Source organism: Paenibacillus sp. FSL M7-1455 (genome assembly GCF_038004655.1).
GTDB classification, from domain to species: Bacteria; Bacillota; Bacilli; order Paenibacillales; family Paenibacillaceae; genus Paenibacillus_AQ; species Paenibacillus_AQ cookii.
Genome location: NZ_JBBORO010000001.1, coordinates 1,471,180 through 1,497,395 on the forward strand (window position 1 = coordinate 1,471,180; position 26,216 = coordinate 1,497,395).

Here is a 26,216-nt window from a genome sequence, read left to right on the forward strand (position 1 = left end):
GTAATGAAATATGTGCTTACTACAAAAGCAGCCTAAATTTTATCGTTTGCGAGGGATGAAGAAATGAAAAAAGTTAAACACATTCTGCTGTCCACATTTGCCGTATCGCTGGCCTTGAGCCTGTCCGTTCAAGCCGCATCGGCTAACGGAGCCGCATCTTCCGCCAAGCCGGAGGTCCGCGCTCAGGCCGCGCTGAAGTTTAAGGATATCAATGACGCGCCTTGGGCGGAAGGAAACATTCTCAAAATGCAATCGAAACACGTTTTCCAAGGATTTGAAGACGGCACGTTCCGTCCGAACAAGCCAGTGACCCGCGTTGAAGCGATCGTCATGGCCGTTCGCCTGATGGGGCTTGATGAGGAGGCGAAGTCCAAGTCTGCCAGCCCGAACCTTCCTTTCCAGGATGCGGATCATTTGAGCAAGAAATATCCTTGGGCTGCCGGTTACCTGGCCACCGCTTTGGAGCATGGATTGCTTGATGCGAACGAAAAGATCCAGCCGGAGAAGCCGGCGAGCCGCGTCTGGGTATCCAGCCTGCTCGTCAAATCTCTCGGCTTCGAAAAAGAGGCGTCGGCCCAAACGGCAGCCAAGCTGAGCTTCAAAGATTCCAGCGCCATTCCCGCCGCTTCCGTCGGTTATGTCAAAGTAGCGATGGAGAAAGGGCTTATCAGCGGTTATCCAAACGGAACGTTCCTGCCGAATAAGGGCGTGACCCGCGCCGAAATGGCGGCATTGCTCGACAGAACGAACGAAGACCTGATGGAAAAAGCCGGTGCGGTGAAAGTGAACGGAACCGTGAAGGAAATTTCTTTTCCCGCGGCGTCGGTAACGGCGGATACCTACGGGGAGATCAAAATCGAAACGGCAAACCAGGAGATCGGCACCTTCAAAATCGAAAGCGGATTGCTCGTCGGCTATCACAACAAAGCGATCAAGGCAGATCAATTGGCCGTTAACGACAAGGTGGTTCTGACCGTTCTGGATCAAAAGGTCGTCGACGCCAGACTGCTGGCCTCCAAAGGAAGCGAGAAACCTGCGGCCAACGATCAACCGCAAAAAGCCGAAAATGCGGGCAACGGCAAAAAATCCGATAAAAAAACCGGCAAGTAAATCTTTCCGTTGAGAGGGATGGCTTGCGAAACGGGGCCAGGACAAATCGACTTTGATGCGTTCCTGGCCTTTTTCAACAAGAATCCATGCAGCAGGAGCGGGATCAAGCAAAAGCGGAGCCTCCTTGGTTTACATCCCGAAGGGCTTCCCTTATCATAAGCTATAAGCAAGCGAAAGACATCGAAGCGATAGAAGGGAAGAGGTAAAACCAATGAACCAAAGCAAACGGATCCGTCCCGAGGCCATGATTTTCGACATGGACGGTACGCTGTTCCAAACGGAAACGGTGCTGCTGCCGGCATACCACAAGCTGTTCGACACGCTTCGCAGCGAAGGGCTTTATACGTCGCCGACGCCGCCGCAGGAGCGGCTGCTGGGAAGCCTGGGCATGCTGCTCGAAGATATTTGGAAGGTCGTTATGCCCGACGGGAGCCCGCAGGCCCACGCCCGCGCGAACGAGCTGCTGCTTCAGCTGGAGCTGGAGGGGCTGGCAGGCGGGGAAACGCAGCTGTACCCGGAAGTGAAGGAAACGCTCGAGGAGCTGCATCGGCGGGGTGTCAAGCTGTTTGTCGCCAGCAACGGGCTTGAGCATTACATAAGCGGGATCGTGGAGACGCATGGCCTGGCCGCGCTTTTTGACGGATTGTACAGCGCAGGCAAACACGGCACGCTTTCCAAAGTGGATTTGGTGAAGCTGCTGCTGGACGAAAACGGCGTAAAGTCCGCATGGATGGTCGGAGACCGGTCTTCCGACGTCGAAGCTGGCAAGAAAAACGGATTGTGCGCCGTCGGCTGCGCTTATGCCGGTTTCGGCCACGACGAAGAACTCAAGGGAGCGGATGTGCTCATTTCTTCGTTCGCCGAGCTTTTAAAGCTGTATGAGGAAACTGATTCAGAGTAGCCGGACGCATAACCCTGCAGCAAAAAAAACGGACAGGGCCGCGGAGTCATCCGCGGTCCGTCCGTTTTTATTCGTGCGAGGGCTCATGCATTTTTTCGTATAACCCGACGGCGTATTCCAAAGGTTTCACGATCGCCTTCCGGTACAGCTCGGCGTCCCCGATTTGCGAGAACACCTCCCTGGCGGGTTTGGGGTTGACTTCAAGCAGGTAAATCTCCCCTTTTTTGTTGATCGCCAGGTCGAGCGCCAGCTCGCATAAAGCCCCGTATTGCTTTTCCAGGAATGAAGCCACCTCGACGCCGAGCCTTTCGGCTCTCCGCTGCACCTTGCGCCGTTTCTCCTCATCGTCGATCCATCGTTCCATCATGTCGTTGAAGGAGATGGCATGCCCGCCGCCATGGAGGTTGGACGTGACGCTGCGGCGCGCCCCGACTCGTCCGGCGATGCCGGTAAGCTCCCATGCGCCTTCCCTGTTTTTCTGCACCAGCATCCGGTAATCGTGAACCCTGCCGTCGGGGAGATCGACCGCGATTCCCTCCTGCACCAAATAGCGGTTTTTCATGCTCCAGCCGCTTAGGACGGCTCCCAGGCGGGAAGCGTGGATTTTTTGCGGCGTGATGATTTTCCGCTGTTGATTACGGCCCTGGATATAGTAGTGTGGCGTTCCTTTAATTCGTTCGACCCGCAAAATTCCGCGTCCGCCGGTGCCGTTGATCGGTTTCAGGTAAACGATCGGCGTTTTTTTCAGCATATGGTGCACGTCGGAAAAACCATGGAACAAATGGGTTTCGGGAAGGTGGTTCTTGAATTCGGGTCTCCGCGAAAGCACCTCGTAAATCGTCCATTTATTGCGGAGCGGGCGGTTCAGGAATTGCATATGCCCGTATCGGCGGCGAAATTGAAGCAGCTGCTCGAAACGGGAGCTTTTTTGGATTCGGCAGCGATCATAGATCATGTCGGGGAACGAACGCCATCTGCGCCTCCATGCGCCTTTTTTGGCGTCATACTCCAGGGCGTGAATTTTTTGCTTCGAATCGCTGACATCCATAGGCGTAAATACGAATACGTCCAGGCCGATTTTGCGGCCTTCGATGATCATTTTCTGGTATACGGGTTTTTCCTCAAGAGCTTTATGGTCGTTCAGATATAGCGTCAAAATGCCTAAGACGGGAACCGGCACAATCTTTCACCTTCTTTGGTTGGGGCCGCTATGCGGCGGTCTGTTTTTGGCGCGTTTCCTTCGAGACGGAGGAGCGTTCTGCCCGTCGATGCCATGGCCAGGGAAGAGGCAATGAGTCCGGCTTTGAAGCAAAGCCCCAGGAAGGGGACCTGGTTCAGCCCTGCCCTGCATTCCAAGCTGCCGAGCCGGTCAAGCTGTGCTTTCAGGAGGGCGCAGCCGACGCCTTTGCGGCGGTACAGCGGATGGACCGCAATAAGGAAAGCGTCTTTACCATAGCCGGCCACAAAGCTCGCTCCGGCCAGAACGGGTCCGGCTTCCCCCCGCAGCGTAGCCAGGAGCAGGGAGGTGCCGGGAGCCTGCAGCTCCTGTTCGGTTGCCCTGGCAAGCCGCAAATAATCCTCGCGCATCGAACGGATCCCGACGTGGTCGAACAGAAACCGCAGCACGCGCGCGTGCTGGCGGTTCCAGTCGTCCTGCGGGGAGAGGGATGAAATTTGCATCTGCTCACTTCCTTTTAACGTTACGGCTTCTGGGCGTTCGCAAGGTAATGGCTGTATTGGAAAATCCGCTCAAGCGATTTTTGGCGGATATGCGGCTCGTCGAATTTCATCGGTTTGGCGTTGGCCTCGAAAAACCAGATGCCGCCCGAAGTGTCAACGCCCAGATCCATGGACATTTCGCCGTGCGGGTGGCCGGAAGCCTTTTCGATTTGCCTGGCGATGACGATCGCGGTCGTTTTGACGCGGTTGATCATGCCGGGCGCGCTGCCTTCGCCGAACACGGCCGTCAGCAATTTGCCCGGATCTTCGATGCTGCCGCCCCGGGGGACGTGGGTCGTAATGCTTTTGGAGCCGGCCATGCGCGCTCCCACGCCCGTGACGCCCCATTGCCCTTTTCCCGTCTTTTGCAGCAGCACCCGCAAATCGAACGGGCGCTGCTCAATGGACGCAAGCTCGATGGCTTGCTGGACGATATAACGGCTGGTGCCGGTTTCCGCTTTGATCCGTTTCCACAGCCGGTGAATGCTGGCCCCCTTGTACGTCGTGCTGCTTCGATGATGCTGGACTTTCAGGCGGTACGGAAGCGGTTTGTCCTGCTGGTATTTCAGCATCATGATGCCTTTGCCGGCTTTGCCGCTTTCGGGCTTCAGATAGAGGGAAGGATAACGTTCAAGCATTTTTTGCAAGCCGGACTCTCCCCGCAGCCTTCGGGTTTTGGGCACGAGATGCCCGGTGGCTTTCGATTTTTTGAGCCATTCGAACAGGTGCCATTTATTGAAAAAATACGGATTATAAAACTTGATCGTCGGATGGACCAGGCACTCCTTGATTTTTTTCCGGACCTGGGGCTTCAGCTCATCCTCGCGCTGAGGAATCCGGTTGTAAATGACGTTCGGGAGGGGAAAAAGCTGCTTTTCCCATTCGCCGCCCGGATTGAGGGTGTAGCCTCTTAACCGTTCTTCCTGCAGCTTGAGATCCCTGATCGTCACGACATAAACCAGATATCCCATTTCCTGCCCGGTTTTGACGATATCTTCAAAGTTGGCCAGGTTTCCCCGGAAATACTTCGGTCCGCCCGACATCGTCAGGATCGCGACGACGGGTTTGCCGTTTTCTTCGCTGATGGTCGTAGTCACTCGGAATCCCTCCTGCGGAATTTGCTTAGGTAAAGGCAATGTTCGAGAATATGCTCCACAGAAGCTTTCCCTTCCGACCTGAGGGAAGGATGGCTGAAGATGGAGCGGCCCGGTTTTGCGTTGGCTTCGAACATCCATACCTTCTCATCCTGATCGATCCCGAGATCGAATCCGATTTCGCCAAGCAGGTGCTGGTGGTGGAACTCGATGGCTTCGGCAAGCGTAATGGCGACTTTTTTGGCGTTTTGCAGCACTTCTTCGGATCTTTGCCCGAAGGCCCGGCTCAGCGCTTGTTCCGGGGTCAGCAGGGAACCGCCGTTTTTCAAATGCGTCGTCACGCTGCCCCGTCCGGCTTTTTTGGCGCCTATGCCGACGACCACCCAGTTGTTTTTTCCGTTTTTATGCATATGGAAGCGAAAATCGATGGGACAGTTGTCGATTTCGACCAGACGGATCCCCTGCTGGATGACATAGGAGCTTAACGACCGGCCGTGCCTCGCTTGAAGCATCCGCATCAGGCTGTTAAAGGAACTGAAGCGGAGCAGCACGTTGCCGCTTCCTTTGCGGTAGCGGGCGAAATAGCCTTTTTTCGGCAGGTACGTCAGGCGGTATATGCCTTTTCCCAAGCTGCCGCCCGAGGGTTTGTAGTACAGGAACTGATGCCTTTCCAGCATTTCCTTGATTTTTTCGGGGGTCGGATTCATATGGGACTCGGGAACGTATTTGTTGACGGTATTGTCGTTTTCGAGCAGGCGGTAGATATCCGATTTGTTAAAAAAGCTCCAGTTGAAGTAAGGGATTTTCCTGCGGCCCAGTCGTTCGCGCAGCTGGATGATCGGGGAAGAGGTTTCGGCCTTCCGGCTCGGGAGCCGGTTGTACACGACGTCGGGCAGCGGGACGGTTCTCCTGTAAAAGCTGCCGTTTTCGCCGAGAAAGTAACCGTTGACCGTTTCCTGCTGCCAATTGATGTCCCGGGGCGTAAAAGCGAAAATATAACATTTTTTCCTGCCTTCCCGGAGCAGCTGCTTGATGAACTGCGTGCGCGACCCGAAAGGCTGGGAGGTATTCGTGGGCCCATCCGAAAGCACGCCGATCAGCGGGCCGAGCTGAAACTCGTTATCCTGGTTGCGTATATAAATGCCGCCGGCCGAAGGCACGCGGATGCCGTTGCGGACGCCCGAACCGAGGTACAGATGTTTCCCCGGTTTGTTGATGGACTTTACGGCAGCATGGATCACGTCTCTCCCGAGACGAAGCTGGATGTTTTTTTTGCCGGACAGCTTTAAGCTTTTCAGTAAGTTGTTGGAAACGTAGACGACTTTCTCGGGTTTCTGCGAAAAATGAACATTACAAAAAGTCAAACTCATCAATTTACCCTCCTAAGTTGTCGAAGCAGTAGATAGCGGGCGTAACGGAGCGGATTTTCCGACGCGAGAACGGCGCTGTCCGGATCACCTGCCTGCCGGATGGAGGTGCGTCCCGGCTTGGAGTTTACTTCGAGCAGCCAAACGTTCCCTTTCGTATCGATTCCGAAATCGATGCCCAGTTCTCCGAGCCGGCCAAAATGACTTTCCAGAATCGGCGGAATCTTCTCCGACAGCTGCGAGATGACGGACGTCAACCGCTTCGCCTGATCGGCTCCGAATTGTCCGCTGAGGTACGGCAGGACGGGAAGGGCTTTTCCGCCGCCGTGAAGATTGGATGTGATGCTACCCGAGGCGCCCTCCCGAACCGCGGTACCGGTTCGCATCCACAACCCTTTTTCATTTTTCTGCATTAACACCCTGGTATCAAAAGACCGGCCATTCCTGCCCTGCAAATGCAGAAACGGCTGGATGATATACGTTCGGTTTTCCGTAAATTCCGTCACCCACCGCACCGCCGCAGCTTCGGACCGGAAGATTTTTTCCACGGGCCGGCTTTGGGAGTCCCTGCCTTTGGCCGCCCAGGTCCCGCTTTCCCGGTTAACCCGGATATAGAGGGCGTTTTTGCCTTGGGACCCGCCCTTCGGTTTCAGGAACGCTTCGCCGCCGTAGGATTCGAGTGCTTCCAGCAGGCTCTGTTTCCCCCGGTAGATCTCGGTGGGAGGGAGGTAAGGCAGAAGGCCGGGGTCTTTTTTCAAAATCCGGTAGACCTGCCACTTCCCCGGAAGCGCGCGCGACCATAAGGTCCAACCCTTGGCGGCCCGGGAATCCGACAGCAGGCTTGCCGCCAGTTTGAATTCCCTTCCGGTGTGGAACAGGCAGCGGTCGTATACGATATCCGGAAAAGGAAACCGGGTTTGCCTCCAGCCGCCTTCCCCGTAGATGAAACCATGGACGAAGGTGCGGTCCCTGGAAGCGTCCGACGGGCGAAAGACGATGACCCGGATGCCGTATTTTTTGCCGAGAACCGAAAGTTTCCGGCAGTAGCCTTCATCGGAAAACGGGGGACTGCCCGCGCGGCGGCAGCACATGATGCCGAGCGTCCCGAGCGTGGTGCTTTTCATGATGCGCCTCCTTTAAAAACCGGACAAATAGCAGCAGTATTCGAGCAGCCTTTTGACCGAGGGCCTGATTTTTTGCTCGTTAAGCGGGGTATTGTCGTTTTTGGAAGGCTTGGAGTTGACCTCCAGCAGCCAAATTTTCCCGGAATTGTCCATCGCGAGGTCGATGCCGAGCTCCCCGAAATGCACCGGAATCAGGTTGTCGATTCCCCTGGCGATGTCGAGGGACGCCCGGTGCAGCTTGACGTAAGCCGTATTTTTGACCTCCGAAGGCAGCAGGCACTTGCTCACTGCATCTTTGACTGAGCTGAGGGTGCCGCCGCGGGCCAGATTGGAAACGAAATGGTTGCCGCCGGCGATCCGGGCTACGATGGATGTCACGTGCCAATTCCCCGACCCGTTTTTTTGTACCAGAGCCCGAAAGTCGATCGGTCTTTTGGCATGGTCGATCAGGTTGAGCCCTTGCTGGATTTGGTAGCGCGTCGTTTTCATTTTGCCGGACAAACCCGAAAACAGCTTCGTGATGCTGGAGTAAGTCTGCCTGCGGGCACCGGCGGTCGAAGTGGCCAGCGTCTGGTAGGTTCCGTCCGGTTGCCTTGCGATGCGGATGATGCCTTTGCCGAGACTGCCGCGCACCGGCTTCAGGAACACGACCGGATAATGCTGGCACATTTTTTTGAGCATGGAAAAACCGGTAAGCAAATAAGATTCGGGCATATACCTGGCAAGGGAGGAGTCGGATTTGAGCGTGTCGAAGACCTCGTTTTTGTCCAGAAACCTTTCATTAAAAACATGCGTGCCGTAGAGCGATTTTACTTCTTTCATAAAATGCTGTACGCTAGGTTTATTCTCCATTTTGCGGGTGGTGAGACGGTTGTTGATGACATCCGCGATCGGCATGGACGTCTGGCGCCACCCGTCGTCATATACCCAACCCTGTATACTGCCCGCTCCTTCCCGAATGTGGTCCGGGGTAAAGAAGTATACATAGGCTCCCTGCTTCCGGCAGGCGTTAACCAGTTCCCGGCAGAACATGGATATGGAGCCAAACGGTTTATCGGGTTGTTCCGGATTGTCCCGACTGATCAGCACGCTGATGAGCGGTCCAAGTCTGAGCGTGCGACTCGTAGAATGATAGGCCGCCCTCAGTACCGGACGAGAAAAAAGACCCATTCGGCGGGCCAGAGGCTCACTGATTCGCAGTCCGCTGGATTTGGCTGCGGGAACGACGGTGATCTCTTGTCTGAAGGAACCAAATGCCAACTGCAGAGGACGGTCGGTAGGAATCTTCCACTGTTTGACCAGCTTCTCTCCGAGCACAATGGCGTTTTCCTTCAGATTGCCCGGAGTGAACATTTGGACCGGTAGCGTTTTTTTGGACATCGTGGATCTCCTTCCAACAGCAACTTGATGTCTACAGGGCAGATAAGGTGCATCTGCGTTTTGCATGTAATGTATCATATGAGGACATATATCCCTTGGTGATTGACCCATTTTTATAAAATCGGGGATCTGCAGCTTTCATATTTCGTAAGGAGGAACTACACACATGAATATTTATGACAAAACGAATGAACTGGCCAAAGCGCTGAAGGAATGCCAGGAAGTAAAGGACATCAAATCGGCGATGAGCCTGATCGAGCAAGACCCTGAAAGCAAGCGCATGCTTGAGGACTTCAGAAAACGCCAGATGGAAATCCAGCAGCGGATGATGTCCGGCGATATGCCGTCCCAGGATGAAATGGAACAGATGGAAAAGCTCTTTGACGTGCTCAGCCTCAACCTGAACATCCGCCGCTTGTTTGATGCGGAACGCCGCCTCAGCACGATCATCGAGGATATCAACAAAACGATTTCGGACAGCCTTCAGGACCTTTACGGCGGGCAAAGTTTGTAATATCCCCCGGGTGACGCGCCGACGTTTTTTGGCAGGGATGTTTTTCAAAACTTGTCTCATATTTTCCGGCCGGCCTTCATAGAGTAGAAATATAGATTTACGAGTGAAGGAGCTGCCGCAAAATGAAAAAAGCAAAGAAGATCAAACATTCCCTGTATCTGATCGTGGCTTTGGCCATGCTGGTGTATGCCCTGCCCCTGATTTCCTTTAGCGGAGGCTGGTCCTGGACGTCGGCTTTCGGTGTCGCCTGGGCGCTGTTCGCTTTTCTGGTCATCGGGGCGCATCTGCATTATTTGCTCGGCGTGGACGAAGAGAAGCAGAAGACGCTTGACCGGATCAAGGCGGAGAAGCTGCGTCAATGGCAGTTGAAATGGCCGGAGGAAAAACAGCGCAGCCAGGAACATATGTGAGGATGTTGCAAAAATCCGGAAGAACGTACGAAAAAAGCCGCGGCGCTTTGCGCTGCGGCTTTTTTTGCGCGCCTTGGAATGCTATGATATAGATACAGAATAGTACAGTTGAAGTGATGGGGGTGTAACAGCTTGGAAGGCCGTGATGACGCGATTACGAAACACGAGCAGCTGCTGCTGCATATCGAAGGGCTGAAGGTCGGCACGAAAATTTCCGTCCGCAAATTGGCCAGGGAAATGTCCGTCAGCGAAGGAACGGCTTACCGCGCGCTCAAGGACGCGGAAAATCTCGGCATCGTCGTGACGAAGGAACGGATCGGCACCGTCCGGGTCGAAAAGAAGCCGCGCAACATTTCCGAGCAGCTTACCTTTGCGGATGTCGTTGAAATCGTGGAAGGACATGTCCTCGGAGGGGCCGAAGGCCTGCATAAAAACCTGCATAAGTACGTGATCGGGGCGATGAAGGTGGATGCCATGGCCCGTTACATCGACGCCGGAAGCCTGCTCATCGTCGGGAACCGCGAGAACGCGCACACGCTGGCTTTGGAGCAGGGAGCAGGGGTGCTGATCACGGGCGGTTTCGGCACGAGCAAAGAGGTAAAGGCGCTGGCCGATCAGCTCAATTTGCCGATTTTTTCGTCGCGGCATGATACGTTTACCGTGGCGTCGCTAATCAACCGGGCGATTTTCGACCGGCTGATCAAGAAAAAAATCATGATCGTCGAGGATATCGTCGGCAGCAAGCCGAAAATCCACGCGCTCAAGCTGTCCAGCACGGCGGGCGAAAGCCTGGCGTTGTCCGAGCAAAAAGGCGATACGCGGCTGCCGGTCGTCGACGAATGGAACCGGGTGCTCGGCATCGTCAACCGCAGCGATCTGAGGAACCTGCCGCCGGAGCAAAGCATCGAAAAGGTGCTTGTGCGCAATCCGGTGACCGCGACGCTGCAAACCTCGCTGGCGTCGGCGGCGCAGCTAATGATGTGGGAAGGCATCGACTTCCTGCCGATCATCGACAAAAACCGCAAGCTGGTGGCCACCGTTTCGCGCAAGGAAGTGCTGCAGGCGATGCGCGACGCACGCAAGCAGCCGCAGCTCGGGGAGACGTTCGATCATTTGATCTGGAACGGTTTCGCCGATGAGCGGGACGAAGAGGGGCGGCTGTTTTTCCACGGCTTCATTACGCCGCAGATGGCGACGGATCTCGGGACGATTTCCGAAGGCATCCTGACGACGGTCATGACGCAGGCCGCGCTGCGCGCCGCGAAGGACATGACGGGCAACGATTTCGTGCTCGACAACATGTCCACCTATTTCGTGCGGCCCGTCCAGATCGAAGATCCCGTCGCCGTCATGCCGCGCCTGCTGGAGGCGAGCCGCCGGACGTGCAAGATGGAAATCGAAATGACGCACATGGACAGCTTGGTCGCCAAAGCGGTCCTGACGCTGCAGTCCATCGAACACGGCTAGGGCTGCAGGGACGGTTTTAAAAGCGCAGCAAAAAAAGCCGGACGCACCTTTATGGAGCGTCCGGCTTTTTGCAGTACGGGCCCGTTTAACCCGCGTCGTTCGATTTCATGCGCCCAAAATAGCTGCGGTTGCGGATGCCGGCAAAAATGTTGAAGGCCCCGAGGACCAGGAACACCGCTTCGATGATGACGGCCACCGTCGAGCCCCTGAACATGAACATGGCAATCAGCGCCAGCACGACCAGCATGATCCCCATGAAAATATTCGTGACGGCCCCGTATATTCCGCGTTCCCTGGCATCTTTCGCGCGCCGTGAGCGGCTGCTGTACAGAGCCGCGCCGATGCAGGAAACGACCAGCAGCGCAAAAAGCAAATAGCGGAGGAAAATAACCATCAGTCGCTTACATCCCCTTTTAAATCCTAATGAGGATCATTGTACCATGATTCTATGGATTTCGCACTTTGACCGGATGGATTTCCACCCAGATTTGCAGCATCCCTTCCATCAGCAGCAGCGTTTTGATTTCGACGGTATATTCCTTTTCGCGGACAAGGTATATTTTTTTGTCGAGCAGCTTCCGGACGAATTTGCTGTACGTGTCGATTTCGAACACGTTCTGGCCGCGAAGCACGTCCAAATCGTCCCCGAGCTTCACGATGATGGCCTTTTCCACGACGGGATCGAGCGGGGGCTCCTGCTGCTCGCTGCGGATTTTGATCTCCCGGATGACCGTTTGCTGATGCCTGTACTTCTTTAACGTTTTAATATCGTCATCGTATTGTTGGAGCTGGCTCTCCAAGTCCTGATTCGACAGCCAGAGCAAATTGTAGCTGTTCTGAAAAATGGCGTTGTACACGACCGCGCCGACGACGGCGCCCAAAACGAATACGGCGGCGATCTGCGAAATATGGCGGTAGCGGTTGAATGGGGGGATCCTCATGGCTACTCTTTACCGCCGCAGACCCATTTTACGAGCTCGCTACCCATGTGGGCCCCCAGAAAGGCCGACAACAGAAACAAAATCTGCTTGATCGCCGGGGACAGATTTCCTCCCAAAACGTTGCTTTCGATGACCCGCATCGGATCGATCGTGCCTCCAATGGCCGCGGCGAGAGCCCAAATCTTGATCCGGTCCGCCACGTCGAGCATCGTCTGGGTGGGGGGCTGAAGGGAAATGACCGCTCCGACGCCTCCCACCATCGCCCCCCCGATGACGATGCCGAAGGCGATGAAAAAATCGAGAATCGCTTTGGATAAAAAGGTACTCATCATATCCATTCCTTTCAGAGGGGTACGGGCATACCGCCTGTCCGATGGTCTCTATTCCATTCTATGGGCGGTGCCTTGGCGTTTATGATAAAATAATATAAAGGGATGACGGTTTCCGCATCCCAAGCGGACCAAAAGGAGAAGTGTTATGAGTTCATTTGTGCATCTTCATGTGCATAGCGAATACAGCCTCCTGGATGGAGCGGCACGGATCTCGGACCTTGTCCGCGGGGCCGCCGAATACGGGATGAAGGCGCTGGCGCTGACCGACCACGGGGTCATGTACGGCGCCGTGCCTTTTTATAAAGCTTGCGTTGCGGCCGGCATCAAGCCGATCATCGGCTGCGAGGCTTATCTTACGGCCGGCTCGCGCAAGGAGCGGGGCAGCCGCAAAGACCAGCCGATTTACCATCTGATCCTTCTGGCCAAAAACGAGACCGGTTACCGGAATTTGATGAAATTGTGCTCGATCGGCCATTTGGAAGGTTACCATTATAAACCGCGGATCGACATGGATGCCTTGAAGGCCCATCACGAGGGAATCGTCTGCCTTAGCGCCTGCCTCGGCGGCGAAGTGCCTCAGCATCTTCTGCATGGACGGACGGAAGAAGCGCGCAAGGCGGCGATCCGTTACCGCGATATTTTCGGGGAAGATTTCTACCTGGAGCTTCAGGACCACGGGCTGCCCGAACAAAAGCGCGTCAACCCGCAGTTGATCGAGCTTGCGGAAGAGCTTGGCATCGAGCTGGCCGTAACCAACGACGTTCATTATTTGAAACGCGAGGACGCCGCCATGCAGGACGTGCTGATCTGCATCGGGACGGGCAAAACGATCGAGGATGAAGGCCGGCTGCAAATCCAGACGGACCAATTGTACTTAAAAAGCGGGGAGGAAATGGCCCGCTTGTTTCCGCATGTGCCGCAGGCCGTCGCCAATACGGCCGCGATCGCGGACAAATGCAGCCTCGAGCTGGAATTCGGGCGGTCCATTCTCCCGGAATACCGGCCGCTGCCCGAAGGCATGGATTCGGCCGCGTATTTGCGCAGCCTGTGCCGCCAAGGCCTGGCCAAACGCTATGAAAAAACGGAGATGTGGACCTCGCCCGAAGGCCGGGAGGAGCTGGACAAACGCCTGGACTATGAGCTCGGCGTCATCGAAAGCATGGGCTTCAGCGATTATTTCCTGATCGTATGGGATTTTATCGCTTACGCCCACAGCCAGGGCATCGTGACGGGGCCCGGCAGGGGATCCTCGGCAGGCAGCCTCGTTGCGTACGTGCTTGAAATCACCAATGTCGATCCGATCAAATATCATCTTCTCTTTGAACGATTCCTGAATCCGGAACGCGTGACGATGCCGGATATCGATATCGATTTCAGCGACGAGCGGCGCGACGAGGTCATCCGCTACGTCGCCGACAAATACGGCCACGAGCATGTGGCCCAGATCATTACGTTCGGCACGATGGCGGCGCGGGCAGCGGTGCGCGACGTCGGCAGGGCGCTCAACGTGCCTTACGGGGAAGTGGACAAGGCGGCCAAGCTCATCCCGTCCGCGCACGGCATCAGCATCAAGCGGGCGCTCGAGATGAGCGGGGAACTGCAGGCTTACGCGCAGCAAAATGCGAAAATCCGCGAATTGCTCGACATGGCCATGAAGGTGGAAGGGATGCCCCGCCATGCTTCGACACACGCCGCGGGCGTCGTCATATCGCGCGATCCGCTCACCGATGCGGTGCCGCTGCAGGAAGGCAGCGAACAAGCGGCGCTGACGCAGTATTCGATGGAAAACCTGGAGAGCATCGGGCTGCTCAAAATGGATTTTCTCGGACTCCGGACGTTGTCCATCATCGAACGCTGCATGAAATGGATTGGGGAAATGACGGGAGAAGTCCCGGATTTCCAAAGCATTCCCGACGACGACGAAAAAACGTACGACATGCTCGGAAGCGGGGAAACGACGGGGATATTCCAGCTGGAATCGGCCGGCATCCGCAGGGTGTTGAAGGAGCTGAAGCCTTCCGTTTTCGAGGACATCATTTCGGTCGTGGCGCTGTACCGCCCGGGACCGATGGAGTTTATTCCGAAGTTCATCCAGTCCAAGCATGGCTTGGTGGACGTCGATTATCCCCATGAGGACCTGAAGCCGATTTTGAGCGATACCTACGGCATCATCGTGTACCAGGAACAAATCATGAAAATCGCCTCGCTGATGGCGGGCTTTTCGCTCGGGGAGGCGGATTTGCTCCGCCGCGCCGTATCGAAGAAAAAACGCGAGGTGCTGGATCAGGAGCGAAGCCATTTCGTCGCCGGCAGCTTGAAGCAGGGATACAGCGAGGAGGACGCAAACCGCGTCTACGACATGATCGTGCGCTTCGCGGATTACGGCTTTCCGCGCGCCCACGCCGCGGCCTACGCGGTGCTCGCGTTCCAGACGGCATACCTGAAGGCCCATTACCCGGTGCAGTTCATGGCATCGATGCTGACGGCCGTCATGGGCAGCCACCGCAAAGTCGCGGAATACGTGCTCGAATGCCGCCGGATGAACATCGAGGTGCTGCCGCCGGACGTCAACGAAAGCGGCGTGCTTTTTACGCCGGTCGCGGGCGAAGCGGGTTCGCAGCACGGCCCGGGCCATATCCGTTTCGGGCTGGGGGCCATCAAAAACGTCGGCACGCAGGCCGTCGAAAACATGATGCTCGTCAGGGAAGAAAAACCTTTCGAAAGCCTGCTGGATTTCTGCCGTCGGATCGACCTGCGGGTGTGCAACAAGCGGGTGATCGAATCGCTCATCCAGGCAGGCGCGTTCGATTCGCTGCCCGGCCATCGCGCCCAGCTGCTCGCCATGCTCGACGAAACGGTCGAAGCGGCGGTGAAATGGCGCAAGGAGCGCGAAGATTTGCAGATCCAGCTGTTTGATTTTGTCGAGACGCCCAACTGGGATATCGAATATCCCGACATCCCGCCGTTTTCGGCCGGACAGCAGCTGGAGCTCGAACGGGAGCTGCTCGGCCTGTATTTGTCCGGCCATCCGCTCGACGATTACGATGCGGCGCTGGACGTTCCCGGCGTCGACCGCCTGATGGACCTGGCGGAGGCGGCCGACGAATCGCAAACGATCGTCGCCGCCATGGTCATTTCGGTCAAAACCATTACGACCAAGCAGGGAAAAGCGATGGCCTTCATGGAAGTGGAGGACCAGATCGAGCGCTGCGAAGTGGTGCTGTTCCCGGAAGTGTGGAGGCGCTGCTCGCAGCATGTCGGCAAAGGGGCGCTGCTGGCGCTCCGCGCCAAGGTCCAGCAGCAGGACGAGGGCTTCAAGCTGCTGGCCGAGGACGTGCTGCCGCTGGACGAAGCGGCGCTCGCGCAGCTGGCGAGACGTTCCCGGGCCAAGTCCGCCCCGGCAAAGAGCTATTTCCGGCCGGAACGAAAGCCGGCGCCCGCCCCCGGGGAGCCGCGGACCGGCGGCGCCGCTCCGGACAACCGGCCGGCTGTACCGGGGCAGGGGAAAACCGCTTCGCAGCGCGTATTCGTCAAAATTACGCCGCAGACGGAGCAGAATCCCGACCTGCTTGTCCGCTTGAAGGTGCTCCTGCAGGAGCATCCGGGCCCGGCGCAGACCGTGCTGTTCTATGAACAAAGCCAGAAGCTGCTGGCTTTAAGCGACGCTTACCGGATCGACCCTTCGTCCGGGCTCATTGCCGAGATGGAGCGGATGCTCGGCGAAGGGACGGTCCGGATCAAATAATTAAACATTCGGTCAACGGGACCATGCGCCTTCCGCCGTCTTCCGATCAGGCGCTGCCCGGGTCGGCCGATGTCCCGCTTGCGCCGGCGTTCACCCCAATTTTACGAACGTTTCCGGACGTTTCCGCATACACTTAGAAACACCCTTTTGGGGACAACATTTTGAAGCGCCGGGAGCTTTTTTTTCGAAAATCGGGCCCCGGCGGCGTATGCGGGGGGAATGACGGATGTCGTATGAAGCAGCGGTAGCCATGCTGAACCGGCGTGGAGTCAAGGTCGAGGACATTGCGGAGATCGTGCTCCAGCTCCAACTGGCTTACCACCCTCTTTTGACGGTGCAGGATTGCATCGAAAGCGTCAAAGCCGTGCTTGGGAAGCGGGAGGTGCAGTATACGCTTTTTACGGGGATCGCCCTCGACGAGCTGGCGGAGCAAAGGCTGCTGCCTCAGCCGCTTCAGGCCATCATGGAGGCGGATGAACCGTTGTATGGCGTCGACGAGACTTTGGCTGTCGGCATCACCAACGTGTATGGTATGATCGGATTGACGAGCTTTGGATATTTGGATAAAGAAAAAAACGGGATCATCGCGGAGCTGAACGATAAAAAGGGCGAAATCCACGTTTTTTTGGACGATCTGGTGGCAGGGCTTGCCGCGGCGGCTTCGGCCCGCATCGCCCACAGGCATGAAGGCGCCAAAACATATCCCGGCTCCGGCCTTTCCGGCTCCTGAAACAAGCCCGGGCCTTTCGACGCCCCTTGATCCGCCGAACCGTTCTTTCTTGCGGGAAAAAACAGAGTTATGTTATCATTGTTTCATTATGCGGGCTAAAGAAACATGAGATTAGGGGGCTGACGAAAGGCATGTGGACGGTCATCTATATCGCGCCAACCGCGAAGGTTGCGGAAATGATCCAGGCCAAGCTAACCGAAGAAGGATTTTTGGTGAAAAGCCGTCCGGTCAACTTATCCAAGCAGCAATTTGAAATTCTGGTTCCCTCCGGGGAGCTGGAGGAAGTCCAGGAAGTGCTGAATTCTATATTGCATCCTTAATCTCCCGGGATAAATGTAAACGGCGTTTCAGATTGGTTGAACGATTGATGCGGCTGAGTAAATAAACGGCTGGAGAGGTGTAGTTGTGTTTAAAGACTTGTTTCAGAAAAAAAGGAAGTACGCGACCATTCCTTCAGATCGTGTAGGAAGAGGCGGCGAGCCTGGCGAAAGCGAGAGACCCCGGCGGGAAGTTCCCGAAGGGCTCATGAATAAATGTCCGAAGTGCGGTACGATTCAATACAGCAAAGAGCTGGAGAAAAATTTGAAGGTTTGCCCGAGCTGCGGGTACCATATGCGCCTGAACGCCATGGAACGGATCCATATGCTTCTGGACGAAGGAAGCTTTCAGGAATTTGACGGCGGCATGGTATCGGTGGATGAGCTGGAATTCCCGGGGTATGCGACGAAGCTGGAGCAGCAGAGAATGAAGTCCGACCTGCGCGAGGCGGTCGTTACCGGGCAAGGAACGATCGATGAACTGCCTGTTGTCGTGGCCGTCATGAGCTTCGATTTCTTTTCCGGCAGCATGGGCTCCGTCGTCGGCGAAAAAATTACGAGGGCCGTGGAAGTCGCGACGGAGAAAGAACTGCCGCTCATCATCTTTTCGACCTCAGGCGGGGCCCGCATGCAGGAGAGCATCCTCAGCCTGATGCAGATGGCGAAAACAAGCGCTGCCCTGGCGCGTTTTAACGAAAAGGGCGGTCTATACATTTCCGTGATCACGGATCCTACGTTTGGTGGTGTTTCCGCCAGTTTTGCGATGCTTGGCGACATCATCATTGCAGAACCGGGAGCACTATTTGGTTTTGCGGGACGGATCGTTATCGAACAGACCATCCGCCAGAAGCTGCCGGATGATTTTCAGACCGCGGAATTCAACATGGCCCACGGCCAGCTCGATCTGGTGGTCCATCGCAAAGAGCTTCGTTCCATGCTGTACAAGCTCCTTGAGATGCACAGCGTGAAAGGGGGGTACTAAGTGGCGGGAGAATTGCCTTTTGAAAAACCCCTTGTCGAGATGCGGCAAAAAATCAACGAGCTGAAGCAGTTCGGACAGGACAAGGGGATCGACTTTACCGACGAAATTTCAAGGCTGGAAGAACGTTATGCGGAGCTGGAACACGAAATTTATTCCAACATTTCTCCGAGTCAGAAAATGCATGTGGCCAGACATCAGCAGCGTCCGACCTCGCTTGACCTGATTCAGCTTATTTTTACCGATTTCATCGAGCTCCACGGCGACCGGCTGTTCGGCGACGATCTTGCCGTCGTTGGCGGTCTCGCCAAGCTGGACGGAAAACCGGTGACGGTCATCGGCCAGCAGCGGGGCAAGGATACCAAGGATAACATTGCCCGTTTCTTCGGCAGCGCGCATCCGGAAGGGTTCCGCAAAGCGCTGCGGCTGATGCAGCAGGCAGACAAATTCAAACGCCCGATCATTACGTTCGTCGATACCAAAGGCGCGTATCCGGGCAATACAGCAGAAGAGAGGGGACAATCCGAAGCGATCGCCCGCAATTTGCGGGATATGGCCGCGCTCGGCGTTCCCGTCATTTGTGTGATCATCGGCGAAGGTGGAAGCGGCGGTGCTCTTGCTTTGGCCGTAGGCAACCGTGTGCTGATGCTTGAGCATGCCATTTATTCGGCGATTTCGCCGAACGGAGCCGCGTCGATTTTGTGGAAGGATGCTTCGAAGGCCGATCAGGCCGCCGAGGCGATGAAAATTACGGCCAAGGACCTGCTTGGATTCGAAGTGATCGAAGAGATCGTTCCCGAGCCGGTCGGAGGCGCCCACAAAAACTACGAATGGACGGCTTCGGCGATCAAAGAGGCGCTGATCCGGCATTTGGAGGAATTGTCCGGCTTGGACAGCGAAGCTTTGAAAGAAGACAGATACCGGAAATTCCGCAAAATCGGAAAATTCGCATTTGAGCAATCTTCGGCTGCCACAGCAATAGAATAGGCACTTCTTGTCAAAGATAGATATGACAAAGTTCCTATACAAAGCCTTAAATTTGTAGTAAATTAAGTTTTTGGTTATAGATGTTTAGGATAGAGAGATTTTTTATGAAAAACGGAGGAGACCCAAATGCGCAAAACTAAAATCGTATGTACCATCGGACCTTCAAGCGAATCGTTGGAAAACACAAAAAAACTGATTCTCGCAGGCATGAACGTCGCCCGTCTGAACTTCTCGCACGGCGATTTCGAGGAGCACGGCAACCGGATCAAAAACATCCGCCAGGCTGCCAAGGAGCTTAACAAAACCGTAGCGATCCTGCTGGACACGAAAGGTCCGGAAATTCGCACGGGCAAACTGGCCGTAGAGCCGATCGAGCTTGTTCAAGACGAATACATCACGCTGACGACGGAAGAAATTCTGGGAGACAAGGACCGCATCTCCATTACTTACAAGGACCTGCCTAACGACGTGGAAGTCGGTTCCACCATTTTGATCGACGACGGTCTGATCGGGCTGACGGTTGTCGGCATCGAAGGCACCGAGATCAAATGCCGCATCGTCAACGGAGGCACCATCAAATCCAAGAAGGGCGTTAACGTGCCGGGCGTGGCGATTTCCTTGCCGGGAATCACGGAAAAAGACGCCAACGATATCGTGTTTGGGATCGAGCAGGACATCGATTTTATCGCAGCCTCCTTCGTCCGCAAAGCAAGCGACGTTCAAGAAATTCGCGATTTGCTGGCCAAGCATAACGCAAGCCATATCAAAATCATTTCCAAGATCGAGAACCAGCAAGGCGTGGACAACCTCGACGAAATTCTCGAAGCTTCCGACGGTTTGATGGTTGCCCGCGGCGACCTCGGCGTCGAAATTCCTGCGGAAGAAGTGCCTTTGGTGCAAAAACGCATGATCGAGAAATGTAACCTTGCAGGCAAGCCGGTCATTACCGCGACGCAAATGCTGGATTCCATGCAGCGCAACCCGCGTCCGACCCGCGCCGAAGCGAGCGACGTGGCCAACGCCATTTTTGACGGCACCGACGCCATCATGCTTTCCGGCGAAACGGCTGCAGGGAAATATCCGGTAGAATCCGTGCTGACGATGTCCCGCATCGCGGAAAAAGCGGAGTCCGCACTGAATTACCGCGAAATTTTCCTGAAGCAAAGAATCGCGCAGGAAACGACCGTGACGGAAGCGATCAGCCAATCGGTGGCGATCTCCGCGCTCGATTTGAACGCAAAAGCGATCATTTCTTCCACGGAATCCGGCTTGACGGCCCGCGTCGTGTCCAAATACCGTCCGCAGGCTCCGATCATCGCCGTAACGACCAAAGAGCGTACGCTTCGCCAACTGGCTTTAACTTGGGGCGTAACGCCGATCCAAGGCAAAACGGCAAGCTCCACGGACGAAATGTTCGAATACTCCCTGAAGGGCGGATTGGAATCCGGCCTGGTAAAACCGGGAGATCTGGTTGTCATTACCGCGGGCGTTCCGCTTGGACAATCCGGTTCGACGAACCTGGTGAAAGTAAGCCAAATCCCGAACGAGTAAGCTGCAGAAGGTTTAAGAATATAACGCAAAAGCTGCGCAGGAATCGCCTGCGCAGCTTTTTTCTATGAATGGGCAGGATTCCGAAAATACCGCCAGGATGAATAGAACAGATGGAAATTAGCACAAAATACCTATATATGTTATTTTTAGGGACGTCTTTTGCCCCGAATTCGAGAGTTGCGAAGCCCTATGTTATACTGGAAACAATGCATGAATTTTCAAAGAAGGGACTTTGGCAGACATGGGAAAAGACATGGGAGACAAGCTCAGCCGTTGGTACCGCACGACCATCCGGGTTCGCTATCAGGAAAGCGACCAGATGGGCGTCGTCTACCACGCCAATTACTTGAACTGGTTTGAGATCGGACGGACCGAAATGATCCGCGAGCTTGGCATTACATACCGTAGCATGGAGGAGCAGGGGGTGTTGCTGCCCGTCACGGACCTCGACATGAAATTCAGCCAGCCTGCCCGCTATGACGATGAAATTACGATTTTTACGCGGATGACCTCCTTTTCGAAATTGAGGATCAAATATGCATACGAGGTAAGAAGGCTTTCGGCCGAGGAACGCGGCGGATGGGACGCCATGGCCTGCGCAGAGGGGCAGGAGCTGCCCGGAGAGCTGCTGGTGTCGGGTTCGACGAGCCACGTATGGGTAAGCCGCGAATGGCAGCCCGTCAGGCTGGACAAAAGCGCTCCGGAGCTTTATGCCGCATTGGAGAGGGCGCTCGCAGGGGGAGGCGTTTCGTAATGTGGAAATGGCCGCTTGCCGTGTTGATCGTCGTGGCTGCCGAAATTTACGGCTTTGACCTGGTGGCAAGCCGGGTCGGAGCCGGCAACACGTTCCTGTTAACCATCGTAACCTCCGTCATCGGGATGGTCATGATGCGTTTCGAAGGGCGCAAGGTGCTGGAAGATTCGCGCGCCCGGATCAACGCCGGGCAGGTCCCGGGGAGAAACCTCGTCGACGGGTTATGCGTGTTTATCGGGGGGGTTTTGCTGGTCGTTCCGGGGTTCCTTACCGACATCGTGGGCTTCACGATGGTGTTCCCGCTGACCCGCCCGCTGTACCGTTTCCTGATCCTGAGATGGCTCGAGCGGAAAATGAAAGACGGAAAAATCACGATTTATCGCCGTTAAATGCAGCGTTTGGCTGCATGATAAAAATTATTTTATGTGTCTGATAAAACAATTTGATGCTCTTATCGGGGGCGCTTATGTTCACATATCCGACAAAATACTTTATGATAATAGTGATTCCATTACTTGGCGCCCTTCATTGTCAGGTAGAATGGCGGACGGCCGTCTTTTTTCTTTCGAAATAAAATGTAAATGTTTTCACGGCTCGTTTGATCTGTTTTAAAATCCGTTTTACAAAGGAGAGATGTACGATGACAGCTACGAAAGGCCTTGAGGGAATTGTCGCCGCAGCTTCTTCCATCAGTTCGATCGTGGACGGTGTGCTCACATACCGCGGTTACAATATCGATGACCTTGCGCAGAACGCAAGTTTTGAAGAAGTAGCCTATCTGCTGTGGTTCGGAAAGCTGCCTAACGAGGCAGAACTGAAACAGCTCCAACAGGATTTAAGCAACGAAGCTACCATTCCGGATCAAGTCATCCAGCAAATGAAATCATATCCTAAAGATACAAACATGATGGCTGCTCTCCGTTCGGCGGTATCGGCACTTGCCTTGTACGACGCGGAAGCCGATGACATGAGCCGTGAGGCGAACGAACGCAAGGCGATCCGCCTTCAGGCGAAGCTGCCTACCGTCATCGCCGCGCTGGCGCGCATTCGCGACGGCAAGGAGCCGGTGGCGCCGCTGGCCGGGGCGTCCATTGCCGAAAACTTCCTGTACATGCTGAGAGGCGAAAAGCCGGAAGAGGTTTCGGTGAAAGCATTGGATCAGGCGCTTGTGCTGCATGCGGACCATGAGCTGAACGCATCCACGTTTGCCGCGCGCGTAACCGTGGCTACGCTTTCAGACATCTATTCCGGCGTGACTTCGGCGATCGGCGCTTTGAAGGGGCCGCTGCACGGCGGAGCCAACGAAGCCGTCATGAAAATGCTGAACGAAATCGGATCGATCGAAAACGTGGAGCCGTACATCATGAACAAGCTGGAAAACCGCGACAAGATCATGGGCTTCGGCCACCGCGTCTACAAAAACGGCGATCCGCGCGCGAAGCATTTGCAAAAAATGTCCCGCGAGCTCGGCGAAATGAAAGGCGATACGCGGCTGTACGAAATGTCCGTCAAGATCGACGACCTGGTCACGAGCCAAAAAGGTTTGCGTCCAAATGTGGATTTCTACTCCGCTTCTGTGTATACTCAGCTAGGGATCAATCACGAGTTGTTTACTCCGATTTTTGCCATCAGCCGCGTGTCCGGATGGACCGCGCACATTCTCGAGCAATACGAGAACAACCGGATCATCCGTCCGCGTGCCGAATACGTCGGTTTGACCGATCAGAAATACGTGCCGGTGGAACAACGCGCTTAACGGGCAAAAGATGATGCAGGGGACCGAAGCGCCGCATGCCGCGCGTTTTCGGAGCCCCTATGCGGCTGTCTATGGATCCAGAAATCATGTTTATGAAAACGAAGGAGGATGTTCATAATGAAATTGGAAAAGTTCGCACTTCCTACCGAGGGTGAAAAAATCGAAATCGTAAACGGCAAGCTCCAGGTGCCTAACAACCCGATCATTCCTTTTATCGAAGGGGACGGCACCGGCCGCGACATCTGGAAAGCATCGAAACGCGTTTTGGACGCTGCGGTGGACAAGGCTTACGGCGGCTCCAAAAAAATCGCGTGGTATGAAGTATTCGCCGGCGAAAAAGCTTTTAATACATACGGAGAATGGCTGCCGAACGATACGCTGGAAGCCATCCGTGAATATATCGTTGCCATCAAAGGACCTTTGACTACGCCGATCGGCGGCGGCATCCGTTCCCTGAACGTGGCGCTTCGCCAAGAGCTCGACCTGTACGTCTGCCTGCGTCCTGTGCGTTATTTCAACGGCGTGCCTTCGCCGGTTAAGCATCCCGAGCAAGTCGACATGGTTATTTTCCGTGAAAATACCGAAGATATTTATGCAGGGATCGAATACAAAGAAGGCTCCGAAGAAGTGAAAAAGGTCATCAAATTCCTTCAGGAAGAAATGGGCGTCAACAAAATCCGCTTCCCTGAAACTTCCGGTATCGGCATCAAGCCGGTTTCCTCCGAAGGCTCCAAGCGCCTCGTCCGCGCCGCGGTCGAATATGCGATCAAACACGGCCGCAAGAGCGTTACGCTCGTTCACAAAGGCAACATCATGAAATTCACCGAAGGCGCGTTCAAAAACTGGGGCTACGAAGTGGCCGAGCAGGAATTCGGCGATAAAGTGTTCACTTGGGCCCAATACGACGCCATCAAAGAAAAAGACGGCGTAGACGCCGCAAATGCCGCTCAAAGCGCTGCGGAAGCCGAAGGCAAAATCATCGTGAAGGACGCGATTGCGGACATCGCCCTGCAGCAAGTGTTGACTCGTCCGACCGACTTCGACGTTATCGCTACGCTCAACCTGAACGGCGACTACCTGTCCGACGCGCTTGCGGCCCAAATCGGCGGCATCGGCATCGCTCCGGGCGCAAACATCAACTACGTAACCGGCCATGCGATTTTCGAAGCTACGCACGGCACGGCTCCGAAATACGCGGACAAAGACGTGGTGAACCCTGGATCCGTTATCCTGTCCGGCGTTATGCTGCTTGAGCACCTCGGATGGCAGGAAGCGGCCGACCTGATCTACAAAGGCATGGAAACTTCGATCAACAACAAAACCGTTACTTACGACTTTGCCCGCCTGATGGACGGCGCAACCCAAGTGAAATGCTCCGAGTTTGCAGATGAAGTCATCAAAAACATGTAGGAGTGAGGTACATGGCATTAGCACGTAAAAAAATTACGGTTGTAGGCGCCGGGTTCACCGGCGCGACTACGGCTTTAATGCTGGCTCAAAAAGAACTAGGAAACGTGGTATTGCTGGATATCCCTCAATTGGAAAACCCGACGAAAGGCAAAGCGCTCGACATGCTCGAAGCGAGTCCGGTGCAGGGCTTCGACAGCCAGATTATCGGCACTTCGAACTACGACGACGCGGCCGGCTCCGACATCGTCATCATCACGGCCGGCGTAGCCCGCAAACCGGGCATGAGCCGCGACGATCTCGTGAACACGAATGCGGGCATCATGAGATCGGTTTGCGAAAACGTAAAAAAGGTCGCTCCGGAATCGATCGTCATCATCCTGAGTAATCCTGTGGACGCCATGACGTACGTCGCGTACAAAACGCTCGGTTTTCCTAAAAACCGCGTCATCGGCCAATCCGGGGTGCTGGATACCGCCCGTTACTGCACGTTTATCGCGCAGGAGCTGAACGTATCCGTGGAGGACGTTCGCGGCTTCGTGCTTGGCGGACACGGCGACGACATGGTCCCTCTCGTTCGTTATTCGAACGTCGGCGGCATCCCGATCGACAAGCTGATCCCTGCGGACCGCATCGAGGCGATCGTGCAGCGGACCCGCGTGGGCGGCGGCGAAATCGTCAACCTGCTCGGCAACGGCAGCGCATATTATGCGCCTGCGGCTTCCCTGGTCCAGATGGCCGAAGCCATCCTGAAGGACAAAAAACGGATCATTCCGGTCATCGCTTACCTCGAAGGCGAATACGGCTACAACGATTTGTTCCTGGGCGTTCCCGCGATTCTCGGCGGCGACGGCATCGAAAAGGTGTTCGAGCTGGAGCTGACGGCCGAAGAAAAAGCGGCGCTCGACAAATCGGCAGATTCCGTGCGCAGCGTCATCGCCGTGGTGAACGCGTAACGGACCGCTTGCAAAGCATGCATCATTTTTAAGAAAACCTCTAATTTTGTTCACGATTTAGAGGTTTTCTTTTCTTTTGGTTGGTGTAAAATGATATTGAGTGTAATCTAAATCATAGACACTAGTGGAGGGATATTGTTCATGGCAATGGTAATGTTATTCATACATATTATTGGCGCCGCTGCTCTGGGATTTTATTTGATTTTGCCGTTCGTCGTCGGAAAAGTGACCAAATTGTCCCTGTCTGCCCAGGAAGGCAGCGCGACGGCCATCCGCGGATTAAACACGTACGCGCAAATCGCGCTGATCATTCAATTGCTTACCGGCGGATATTTGATGAGCCAAGGGGAATACTCCGTGCCTTGGATGATCGTTGTCGTTATTTTGTTCCTGGCGATCGGAGCGATCAGCGGCATGATGGGCAAACCGCTTCGTCTTGCCGTGGACGGGATTAAAAATAACCGCGACATTTCGGTCGAAACCGGAAAAATCCGCACGCTCAGCGCGTTGCTGGCGATTTGCGTGCTTGTGATGCTGTTTTTCATGGTGTACAACCACATCATCTAACTCGAACTAACTTGCTGAAATAAACGAAAACCATCCTTCCGTGGCGGGAAGGATGGTTTTTTTCGGTGTTTATTGATCCGGATCATAGGGTAAGTAAACAGCGTCGGA

The 26,216-nt window shown here is 55.1% G+C and carries 26 protein-coding genes; 17 read left to right on the forward strand and 9 right to left on the reverse strand.

Annotated elements, in window-relative coordinates; genetic code table 11:
* Positions 1–63: 63 nt before the first annotated feature.
* Together NYE48_RS06865 and NYE48_RS06870 are read left to right on the forward strand one after the other, a co-directional pair.
* On the forward strand, positions 64–1,110 hold the full coding sequence (locus tag NYE48_RS06865) for an S-layer homology domain-containing protein (RefSeq protein ID WP_212950431.1): 1,047 nt from the start codon (positions 64–66) through the stop codon (positions 1,108–1,110).
* Positions 1,111–1,321: 211 nt separating this feature from the next.
* Positions 1,322–2,011, forward strand: a complete 690-nt coding sequence (locus tag NYE48_RS06870; RefSeq protein ID WP_340997658.1) for an HAD family hydrolase — start codon at positions 1,322–1,324, stop codon at positions 2,009–2,011.
* Positions 2,012–2,078: 67 nt separating this feature from the next.
* On the opposite strand, the gene NYE48_RS06875 is transcribed toward NYE48_RS06870, so the two are convergent.
* From NYE48_RS06875 to NYE48_RS06900, 6 genes are read right to left on the reverse strand one after another with little or no spacing between them, the layout of a single operon-like run.
* On the reverse strand, positions 2,079–3,191 hold the full coding sequence (locus tag NYE48_RS06875; RefSeq protein WP_340997659.1) for a YheC/YheD family endospore coat-associated protein: 1,113 nt from the start codon (positions 3,189–3,191) through the stop codon (positions 2,079–2,081).
* Entirely contained in the window at positions 3,173–3,691 is a 519-nt protein-coding gene (locus NYE48_RS06880) for a GNAT family N-acetyltransferase (protein ID WP_340997660.1), read from the reverse strand. The genes NYE48_RS06875 and NYE48_RS06880 overlap by 19 nt, the downstream gene beginning before the upstream one ends.
* Before the next feature lie 20 nt (positions 3,692–3,711).
* Entirely contained in the window at positions 3,712–4,773 is a 1,062-nt protein-coding gene (locus tag NYE48_RS06885) for a YheC/YheD family endospore coat-associated protein (RefSeq protein WP_052146857.1), read from the reverse strand.
* A gap of 50 nt (positions 4,774–4,823) precedes the next feature.
* Positions 4,824–6,194 (reverse strand): YheC/YheD family endospore coat-associated protein, encoded by a 1,371-nt coding sequence (locus tag NYE48_RS06890; RefSeq protein ID WP_340997663.1) that lies wholly within the window; start codon positions 6,192–6,194, stop codon positions 4,824–4,826.
* Entirely contained in the window at positions 6,194–7,315 is a 1,122-nt protein-coding gene (locus NYE48_RS06895; RefSeq protein WP_340997664.1) for a YheC/YheD family endospore coat-associated protein, read from the reverse strand. The genes NYE48_RS06890 and NYE48_RS06895 overlap by 1 nt, the downstream gene beginning before the upstream one ends.
* Before the next feature lie 12 nt (positions 7,316–7,327).
* Positions 7,328–8,695: a YheC/YheD family endospore coat-associated protein gene (locus NYE48_RS06900; RefSeq protein ID WP_340997665.1), complete on the reverse strand. Its 1,368-nt coding sequence runs from the start codon at positions 8,693–8,695 to the stop codon at positions 7,328–7,330.
* Between the two features lie 166 nt (positions 8,696–8,861).
* On the opposite strand from NYE48_RS06900, the gene NYE48_RS06905 reads away from it, so the two are divergent.
* The 3 genes from NYE48_RS06905 to NYE48_RS06915 all read left to right on the forward strand — a co-directional run bounded on the left by NYE48_RS06905 (position 8,862) and on the right by NYE48_RS06915 (position 11,086).
* A complete protein-coding gene (locus tag NYE48_RS06905; protein WP_036707835.1) occupies positions 8,862–9,209 on the forward strand; it encodes a YlbF family regulator in 348 nt (115 codons plus the stop codon).
* Between the two features lie 122 nt (positions 9,210–9,331).
* Positions 9,332–9,619 (forward strand): hypothetical protein, encoded by a 288-nt coding sequence (locus tag NYE48_RS06910; protein ID WP_036707838.1) that lies wholly within the window; start codon positions 9,332–9,334, stop codon positions 9,617–9,619.
* Positions 9,620–9,751: 132 nt separating this feature from the next.
* The gene (locus NYE48_RS06915) at positions 9,752–11,086 is read left to right on the forward strand and encodes a DRTGG domain-containing protein (protein WP_036707840.1); all 1,335 of its coding nucleotides are present in this window, start codon (positions 9,752–9,754) and stop codon (positions 11,084–11,086) included.
* A gap of 85 nt (positions 11,087–11,171) precedes the next feature.
* Here the strand turns inward: NYE48_RS06915 and NYE48_RS06920 are convergent, their stop codons facing one another.
* From NYE48_RS06920 to NYE48_RS06930, 3 genes are read right to left on the reverse strand one after another with little or no spacing between them, the layout of a single operon-like run.
* Entirely contained in the window at positions 11,172–11,480 is a 309-nt protein-coding gene (locus NYE48_RS06920; protein WP_036707843.1) for a YtpI family protein, read from the reverse strand.
* A gap of 52 nt (positions 11,481–11,532) precedes the next feature.
* Positions 11,533–12,027 (reverse strand): hypothetical protein, encoded by a 495-nt coding sequence (locus NYE48_RS06925; protein ID WP_036707845.1) that lies wholly within the window; start codon positions 12,025–12,027, stop codon positions 11,533–11,535.
* A gap of 2 nt (positions 12,028–12,029) precedes the next feature.
* Positions 12,030–12,356 carry a YtrH family sporulation protein gene (locus NYE48_RS06930; RefSeq protein WP_036707847.1) on the reverse strand — a complete coding sequence of 109 codons (327 nt, stop codon included), beginning with the start codon at positions 12,354–12,356 and terminating at the stop codon, positions 12,030–12,032.
* A 148-nt stretch (positions 12,357–12,504) separates the two neighbouring features.
* On the opposite strand from NYE48_RS06930, the gene NYE48_RS06935 reads away from it, so the two are divergent.
* From NYE48_RS06935 to NYE48_RS06990, 12 genes are all read left to right on the forward strand, one after another.
* Entirely contained in the window at positions 12,505–16,104 is a 3,600-nt protein-coding gene (locus tag NYE48_RS06935) for a DNA polymerase III subunit alpha (RefSeq protein ID WP_212951981.1), read from the forward strand.
* Between the two features lie 226 nt (positions 16,105–16,330).
* The gene (locus NYE48_RS06940) at positions 16,331–16,834 is read left to right on the forward strand and encodes a phosphatidylglycerophosphatase A family protein (RefSeq protein WP_212951980.1); all 504 of its coding nucleotides are present in this window, start codon (positions 16,331–16,333) and stop codon (positions 16,832–16,834) included.
* A 131-nt stretch (positions 16,835–16,965) separates the two neighbouring features.
* Positions 16,966–17,154, forward strand: coding sequence for a hypothetical protein (locus NYE48_RS06945; RefSeq protein ID WP_036707848.1), 189 nt, complete (start codon positions 16,966–16,968; stop codon positions 17,152–17,154).
* An 85-nt stretch (positions 17,155–17,239) separates the two neighbouring features.
* Positions 17,240–18,133 (forward strand): acetyl-CoA carboxylase, carboxyltransferase subunit beta, encoded by an 894-nt coding sequence (accD, locus tag NYE48_RS06950; protein ID WP_339321824.1) that lies wholly within the window; start codon positions 17,240–17,242, stop codon positions 18,131–18,133.
* Positions 18,134–19,117 carry an acetyl-CoA carboxylase carboxyltransferase subunit alpha gene (locus tag NYE48_RS06955; RefSeq protein ID WP_340997673.1) on the forward strand — a complete coding sequence of 328 codons (984 nt, stop codon included), beginning with the start codon at positions 18,134–18,136 and terminating at the stop codon, positions 19,115–19,117.
* A 126-nt stretch (positions 19,118–19,243) separates the two neighbouring features.
* Positions 19,244–20,668: a pyruvate kinase gene (gene pyk / locus NYE48_RS06960; RefSeq protein WP_212951976.1), complete on the forward strand. Its 1,425-nt coding sequence runs from the start codon at positions 19,244–19,246 to the stop codon at positions 20,666–20,668.
* 241 nt (positions 20,669–20,909) lie between these two features.
* A complete protein-coding gene (locus tag NYE48_RS06965) occupies positions 20,910–21,422 on the forward strand; it encodes an acyl-CoA thioesterase (protein WP_340997674.1) in 513 nt (170 codons plus the stop codon).
* Positions 21,422–21,811, forward strand: a complete 390-nt coding sequence (locus NYE48_RS06970) for an FxsA family protein (RefSeq protein ID WP_212951970.1) — start codon at positions 21,422–21,424, stop codon at positions 21,809–21,811. Before NYE48_RS06965 ends, NYE48_RS06970 begins: the two co-directional genes overlap by 1 nt.
* Positions 21,812–22,062: 251 nt before the next feature.
* Positions 22,063–23,178 carry a citrate synthase gene (citZ, locus tag NYE48_RS06975; RefSeq protein WP_340997675.1) on the forward strand — a complete coding sequence of 372 codons (1,116 nt, stop codon included), beginning with the start codon at positions 22,063–22,065 and terminating at the stop codon, positions 23,176–23,178.
* 117 nt (positions 23,179–23,295) lie between these two features.
* Entirely contained in the window at positions 23,296–24,588 is a 1,293-nt protein-coding gene (gene icd, locus NYE48_RS06980; protein ID WP_036707858.1) for an NADP-dependent isocitrate dehydrogenase, read from the forward strand.
* Positions 24,589–24,599: 11 nt separating this feature from the next.
* Entirely contained in the window at positions 24,600–25,541 is a 942-nt protein-coding gene (gene mdh, locus NYE48_RS06985; RefSeq protein ID WP_036707861.1) for a malate dehydrogenase, read from the forward strand.
* A 141-nt stretch (positions 25,542–25,682) separates the two neighbouring features.
* The gene (locus NYE48_RS06990) at positions 25,683–26,108 is read left to right on the forward strand and encodes a hypothetical protein (RefSeq protein ID WP_212951956.1); all 426 of its coding nucleotides are present in this window, start codon (positions 25,683–25,685) and stop codon (positions 26,106–26,108) included.
* Positions 26,109–26,216 lie beyond the last annotated feature (108 nt).

Coding starts and splice junctions, on each gene's coding strand:
- NYE48_RS06865 (WP_212950431.1), top strand. CDS start 64: ATGAAAAAAGTTAAACACATTCTGCTGTCCACATTTGCCGTATCGCTG.
- NYE48_RS06870 (WP_340997658.1), top strand. CDS start 1,322: ATGAACCAAAGCAAACGGATCCGTCCCGAGGCCATGATTTTCGACATG.
- NYE48_RS06880 (WP_340997660.1), bottom strand. CDS start 3,691: ATGCAAATTTCATCCCTCTCCCCGCAGGACGACTGGAACCGCCAGCAC.
- NYE48_RS06885 (WP_052146857.1), bottom strand. CDS start 4,773: ATGTCGGGCGGACCGAAGTATTTCCGGGGAAACCTGGCCAACTTTGAA.
- NYE48_RS06890 (WP_340997663.1), bottom strand. CDS start 6,194: ATGAGTTTGACTTTTTGTAATGTTCATTTTTCGCAGAAACCCGAGAAA.
- NYE48_RS06895 (WP_340997664.1), bottom strand. CDS start 7,315: ATGAAAAGCACCACGCTCGGGACGCTCGGCATCATGTGCTGCCGCCGC.
- NYE48_RS06900 (WP_340997665.1), bottom strand. CDS start 8,695: ATGTCCAAAAAAACGCTACCGGTCCAAATGTTCACTCCGGGCAATCTG.
- NYE48_RS06905 (WP_036707835.1), top strand. CDS start 8,862: ATGAATATTTATGACAAAACGAATGAACTGGCCAAAGCGCTGAAGGAA.
- NYE48_RS06910 (WP_036707838.1), top strand. CDS start 9,332: ATGAAAAAAGCAAAGAAGATCAAACATTCCCTGTATCTGATCGTGGCT.
- NYE48_RS06920 (WP_036707843.1), bottom strand. CDS start 11,480: ATGGTTATTTTCCTCCGCTATTTGCTTTTTGCGCTGCTGGTCGTTTCC.
- NYE48_RS06925 (WP_036707845.1), bottom strand. CDS start 12,027: ATGAGGATCCCCCCATTCAACCGCTACCGCCATATTTCGCAGATCGCC.
- NYE48_RS06930 (WP_036707847.1), bottom strand. CDS start 12,356: ATGAGTACCTTTTTATCCAAAGCGATTCTCGATTTTTTCATCGCCTTC.
- NYE48_RS06935 (WP_212951981.1), top strand. CDS start 12,505: ATGAGTTCATTTGTGCATCTTCATGTGCATAGCGAATACAGCCTCCTG.
- NYE48_RS06940 (WP_212951980.1), top strand. CDS start 16,331: ATGTCGTATGAAGCAGCGGTAGCCATGCTGAACCGGCGTGGAGTCAAG.
- NYE48_RS06945 (WP_036707848.1), top strand. CDS start 16,966: ATGTGGACGGTCATCTATATCGCGCCAACCGCGAAGGTTGCGGAAATG.
- pyk (WP_212951976.1), top strand. CDS start 19,244: ATGCGCAAAACTAAAATCGTATGTACCATCGGACCTTCAAGCGAATCG.
- NYE48_RS06965 (WP_340997674.1), top strand. CDS start 20,910: ATGGGAAAAGACATGGGAGACAAGCTCAGCCGTTGGTACCGCACGACC.
- NYE48_RS06970 (WP_212951970.1), top strand. CDS start 21,422: ATGTGGAAATGGCCGCTTGCCGTGTTGATCGTCGTGGCTGCCGAAATT.
- citZ (WP_340997675.1), top strand. CDS start 22,063: ATGACAGCTACGAAAGGCCTTGAGGGAATTGTCGCCGCAGCTTCTTCC.
- icd (WP_036707858.1), top strand. CDS start 23,296: ATGAAATTGGAAAAGTTCGCACTTCCTACCGAGGGTGAAAAAATCGAA.
- mdh (WP_036707861.1), top strand. CDS start 24,600: ATGGCATTAGCACGTAAAAAAATTACGGTTGTAGGCGCCGGGTTCACC.
- NYE48_RS06990 (WP_212951956.1), top strand. CDS start 25,683: ATGGCAATGGTAATGTTATTCATACATATTATTGGCGCCGCTGCTCTG.